This is a genomic window from Parolsenella sp., from assembly GCF_982402205.1.
In genome coordinates this window covers 1-4232 of record NZ_CEVYAT010000138.1, presented here as the reverse complement: position 1 = coordinate 4232, position 4232 = coordinate 1, and the positions used below count along the sequence as shown (strand labels likewise).

General features: G+C 68.9%; 5 protein-coding genes. 4 read left to right on the top strand and 1 reads right to left on the bottom strand.

What is annotated here, in order from left to right; translation table 11 throughout:
* From AC1VTH_RS07025 to rsfS, 4 genes are all read left to right on the top strand, one after another.
* Positions 1-1116 (top strand): glutamate-5-semialdehyde dehydrogenase (locus AC1VTH_RS07025; protein ID WP_481335438.1); only part of this gene is annotated, 1116 nt, incomplete at its 5' end.
* Positions 1117-1866 carry a nicotinate-nucleotide adenylyltransferase gene (gene nadD, locus AC1VTH_RS07020; RefSeq protein ID WP_293825989.1) on the top strand — a complete coding sequence of 250 codons (750 nt, stop codon included), beginning with the start codon at positions 1117-1119 and terminating at the stop codon, positions 1864-1866.
* A gap of 4 nt (positions 1867-1870) precedes the next feature.
* Positions 1871-2554 (top strand): bis(5'-nucleosyl)-tetraphosphatase (symmetrical) YqeK, encoded by a 684-nt coding sequence (gene yqeK, locus AC1VTH_RS07015; RefSeq protein WP_481335437.1) that lies wholly within the window; start codon positions 1871-1873, stop codon positions 2552-2554.
* 6 nt (positions 2555-2560) lie between these two features.
* Positions 2561-2917 carry a ribosome silencing factor gene (gene rsfS, locus AC1VTH_RS07010; protein WP_481335436.1) on the top strand — a complete coding sequence of 119 codons (357 nt, stop codon included), beginning with the start codon at positions 2561-2563 and terminating at the stop codon, positions 2915-2917.
* 20 nt (positions 2918-2937) lie between these two features.
* On the opposite strand, the gene dinB is transcribed toward rsfS, so the two are convergent.
* Complete coding sequence (dinB, locus tag AC1VTH_RS07005; RefSeq protein ID WP_481335439.1) at positions 2938-4215, bottom strand: DNA polymerase IV; 1278 nt, start codon at positions 4213-4215, stop codon at positions 2938-2940.
* Between the last annotated feature and the right edge of the window lie 17 nt (positions 4216-4232).

Below are 4232 nucleotides of genomic sequence, written 5' to 3'. Positions count from 1 at the left end.
GAGCGCGGGTGCGAGAGCGGCATGCCTGGGCCCCTGCTCGACCGCCTCATGCTCGACGACACCCGCATCGACGGCATCGTCTCCGGCATGCTCGAGGTCGCGGGGCAGGCAGACCCCATCGGCGAGGTCGTCGGCGGCCGCACGCTCGCGAGCGGCATTCGCCTCACGCAGGTCCGCGTGCCGCTCGGCGTCATCGCCATAGTCTACGAGGCACGCCCCAACGTCACCGCCGACGCCATCTGCCTCGCCCTGCGCTCCGGCAACGCCGTCGTGCTGCGCGGAGGGTCGGCCGCCCGAGAGTCGTGCCTGGCCATCTGCGAGGCCTGCCGCGAGGGCATCGCCTCGGTGGGCCTTCCAGCGGACTGCGCCACGCTGCTCGTGAGCGAGGGCCACGACGAGACCGTGGAGCTCATGCACGCCAACGGCCTGGTCGATGTGCTCATCCCGCGGGGCGGCCACTCGCTCATCCGTACCTGCGTCGAGCAGGCCACGGTGCCCGTCATCCAGACGGGCGAGGGCAACTGCCACGTCTACGTGCACGCCAAGGCCAACCTCGACATGGCGCTCGCGATCATCGAAAACGCCAAGACCCAGCGTCCCGGCGTCTGCAACGCCATTGAGACGGTCCTCGTCGACACCGTCGTGGCAGACGAGTTCCTTCCGTGCCTCGTCGCGGCCTGCCGCGACTGGCACGTCCTGCTCCATGGCGACGAGGCCACCTGTGCCTTCGCCCGCGATGCCGGCCTGACCGAGCGCGAGCAGTTCCTGAGCGCCACCGAGGCCGACTGGGCCACCGAGTACGATGCCCTCGAGCTCGCCGTTCGCGTCGTCGACGGGGTGGACGAGGCCATCGACCACATCAACCGCTTTGGCACGCAGCACTCCGAGTGCATCGTGACCGACGACGTCGCCGCCTCCGAGGCCTTCCTTGCCCGCGTCGACGCGGCATCGGTCTACGTCAACGCCTCGACGCGCTTCACCGACGGCGGCATGTTTGGCCTTGGCGCCGAGATTGGCATCTCCACCCAGAAGCTGCACGCCCGCGGCCCCATGGGGGCGAGCGCCCTCACGACCACCAAGTGCCTGCTGCGCGGAGAGGGGCAGGTGCGCGCGTAGATGGGTAGCGTCACCGACAGCGGCGTCATCATCGACGCGGCCGCAACCTCCGACCTGCCACTTCTTGGGCAGGACCCCTCGCGCACCTATCGCCTGGGCATCATGGGTGGCACCTTCGACCCCATCCACAACGGCCACCTCGTGGCGGCCGAGCAGGCCTGCCGCGACCTGGGGCTCGACGTGGTCGTGTTCGTGCCTGCGGGCTCTCCCGCCTTCAAGCAGGACCGTCGCGTCTCGACGCCCGAGGATCGCCACGCCATGACGCTGCTCGCCACGGCCGACAACCCGCGCTTCCTCGTGAGCCGCATGGAGGTCGACCGCCCCGGAATAACCTACACGGTCGACACGCTCGAGCTTCTGCGCGCGCACTACCCCGCAAACGTCGAGCTCTACTTCATCACGGGCGCAGACGCCATCATCGACATCATCACCTGGAGAAACGCCGCCCGCATCGCCGAGCTTGCGCACCTCGTGGGCGCTACGCGCCCCGGCTACGACCTTGCGCGCGCTCGCGCGAGCATCGCCGCCTCGGGCATCGACTTCACGGTGAGCTACCTCGAGGTTCCCGCGCTTGCCATCTCGTCGAGCGACTTGCGCCGTCGCGTGGGGGAGGGCCAGTCGATTCGCTACCTTACGTCCGACTCGGTCATTGGCTACATCGAGAAGCGCGGCCTCTATGGGGCCGCCGAGCCCGCCTACACGGCGCCCGACGCCCTGGGCCTTATGGGTGGCCTCAACAGGGAGGACTAGTACGTTGCAAGACAAGACCCTCGCAAAGACCTGGCCCAATGGCGTCCCTGCGTGGTTGGGCGGCATCGAGCCCTCCTACACCAAGGACCAGCTCAAGGCTATCCGTGCCTACGAGGCGGCGGCTGCCGAGCAGCTCGCGCCCAAGCCCAAGCGCTTGGCCCACTCGCTCTCGGTGGGGCTCACGGCCGAGCGCATGGCGATCGCCTATGGCGTCGACCCCTACCTCGCCCGCGTGAGCGGCATCCTGCACGACTGGTCTAAGGTTCTTCCCAAGGAGCGATCCATCGAGCGCGCCCGCGAGCTCGGCATCGATTTGGGCGTCGACCTCTCCCTCGTGGAGCCGCTGCTCCACGGCATGATCGCCGCGCGCGAGTTGCCCGCGCGCTTCGGCGAGCTGCCCGGCTGTGTGTGGCAGGCAATCGACCGACACACGCTCGGAAATGCCCAGATGAGCCCGCTCGACATGGTAGTCTTCGTGGCAGACGGCATCGAGCCGCTGAGAAAGCCTGCCGACGCCATCAGGCGCCAGCGCAAGCTCGTGGGCAAGGCGACCCTCGACGACCTTTTCTGGACGTGCTTCTCCGACGGCATCTCCTACGTCATCGACACGAGGCGCTATCTCTATCCCGGCACCCTCTCCATCTACAACGAGCTCGTGCTCGCGCGCGGCGCGCGGGCCGGAAAGTGAGCAGGCATGGTTCCCTCGACCGACATCGCACGTACCGCGGCCCTCGCTGCAGACGCCAAGAAGGCCTGTGACATCGTCGCGCTCGACGTCTCCTCCCTGAGCGACGTCACCGATGCCATCGTCGTGTGCACCGCGCCCAACGAGCACCTCGCGAGCTCGGTCATCGACGAGGTGAAGGAGCGCGTGCGCCTCGACTGCGGCCTCACGCCGCTCTCCGTCACGGGTGTCCAAGCGGGCCCGTGGATGCTGCTCGACTACGGGTGCGTGGTCGTCCACGTGTTCTCGCCCGAGGGGCGCGACTTCTACCGCATCGAGCGGCTCTGGGGCGACGCCCCCGCGATCGACCTGCCGCTCGTCGACTAGCCCGGGTTGGACCCTACGGGCTAGTCGTCCTCCTTGTGCTGGGGCTGGGTGTTGGTCGTGGCCTGCCTCAGCCTGATGTCGCGGCCAAAAGCCACCGCGTCGGTGCCAAACCGCTCCTGCAGCGCGTCGGTCGTGCGGTGCAGGGCGCGCATCGACTCGCGTTTGCGCGCCTGGGCTGGGTCCTCGAACAAGTCGAGTTGGCGCGGCACCCCTTCCGAGAAGTCCGACACGCCCACGCCGATGAGGCGCACGGGCGTGCCCTCGCGCCAGAGCTGGTCCAAGAGCTTGCGCGCCAGGGCGCGGATTTCCTCCTCGTCGTCGCTTGGTTGGCCCAGGCGCGCCTGCGCCGTGCGCGAGGTGCAGGCGTCGGGCTTGAGCTTCACGGTGACGCACGAGCCCGCCATGTTCTTCCTGCGCAGGCGGCGTGCCACCATCGCGCACGTCGCGTCGAGCGCCGAGCGAATCGAGGGCCCGTCGTAGAGGTCCGTCGCAAAGGTGCGCTCGTTCGATACCGACTTCGCGGCCCGCGGGTTGGAGCGCTCGCCCACGGGGGAGGCGTCGGCTCCCATCGCGCGCAGCCTGAGCTCGGGACCGGCGACGCCAAGCATGCGGCGTAGTTCCCCCTCGGGGGCCTTGGCGAGGGCCCCGAGGGTGCGTATGCCCATCTTGGCGAGCTGTGCCTCGGTGGCGGGACCGATGCCGCTCATGGCGCGTACGGGCAGGGGAGCGAGGAAACTCGCCTCGCTGCCGGGCAGCACGACCGTGAGGCCGCGCGGCTTGTCGCGCTCAGAGGCCACCTTGGCCACGCTCTTGCTCACGCCTAGGCCAATCGAGCAGCTCACGCCCAGCTCGCTCACGCGACCCTGGATGCGACGGCAGATGTCGACGGGGCTCTCGCGCGAGTAGCGGCCCGGCGTCACGTCGAAGAAGGCCTCGTCGATTGACACCTGCTCCACCAGAGGCGTCTCGTCCTCAATGATTCCCATGACCCGCGAGCTCACCTCGCGGTAGCGGTCAAAGCGGCCGTGCGTCCAGATGGCGTCGGGGCACAGGCGCGCCGCCTGGGCCGCGGGCATGGCCGAGTGCACGCCAAACGTGCGGGCCTCGTACGAGGCCGTCGAGACCACGCCCCTGCGGTCGGCGTCACCGCCCACGATGACGGGCTTGCCGCGCCACTCGGGGTGGTCGAGCTGCTCCACCGACGCAAAGAAGGCATCAAGGTCAAGAAGGCCTATCGCCTTGCCCTCCCAGGCAAAGGCGCCAGATGCGGACCTCGCTGTGTCAGCTCTCTTCTCCATGGGGGAGATTATAGGGC

Bases quoted from the DNA above. Each gene is read 5' to 3' on its own strand.
- nadD (WP_293825989.1), top strand. From the start codon at position 1,117: ATGGGTAGCGTCACCGACAGCGGCGTCATCATCGACGCGGCCGCAACC.
- dinB (WP_481335439.1), bottom strand. From the start codon at position 4,215: ATGGAGAAGAGAGCTGACACAGCGAGGTCCGCATCTGGCGCCTTTGCC.
- rsfS (WP_481335436.1), top strand. From the start codon at position 2,561: ATGGTTCCCTCGACCGACATCGCACGTACCGCGGCCCTCGCTGCAGAC.